This is a genomic window from Desertibacillus haloalkaliphilus (genome assembly GCF_019039105.1).
GTDB classification, from domain to species: domain Bacteria; phylum Bacillota; class Bacilli; order Bacillales; family KJ1-10-99; genus Desertibacillus; species Desertibacillus haloalkaliphilus.
In genome coordinates, this window is the sequence record NZ_JAHPIV010000567.1 from 1 (window position 1) to 334 (window position 334).

Genomic DNA, 334 nt, shown 5'->3' on the forward strand with positions numbered 1-334 from the left:
ACTTTTATTTCTCTCATTCAATCTCCCTTTTTCCTTTTCACTCTACTAATTATTTCCAACCATTCTCATTCAACCTTTTTTCTCCTCCTTTCCTTTTTCTTCTTCTCCCTCCCCCTTCCCCCTTCCCCCCTTCCCCTTTCCCTTCCCCTTCTCCCTTTTCTCTTTTCTCCTTTCCCTCCCTTCCTTTTCTTCTCCCCCCTCCTCCTCCCTCTCCCCTTTCTTTCCTCTTTCCCCTTCTCCTCCCTCTCCTTTCCCCCCTTTCCCCCCCTCCCCTCTCCCTCTCCCCTCCCTCTCCCTTCTTTCTTTCCTTCCTTTCTCTCTCCCCCCCCCTCTT

At 50.9% G+C, this 334-nt stretch carries 1 protein-coding gene; it reads right to left on the reverse strand.

The features are described 5' to 3' along the window. Window positions 1–65: 65 nt before the first annotated feature. Window positions 66–334: hypothetical protein (locus KH400_RS23305; RefSeq protein WP_217228694.1), on the reverse strand; the 269-nt coding region annotated here is incomplete at its 5' end.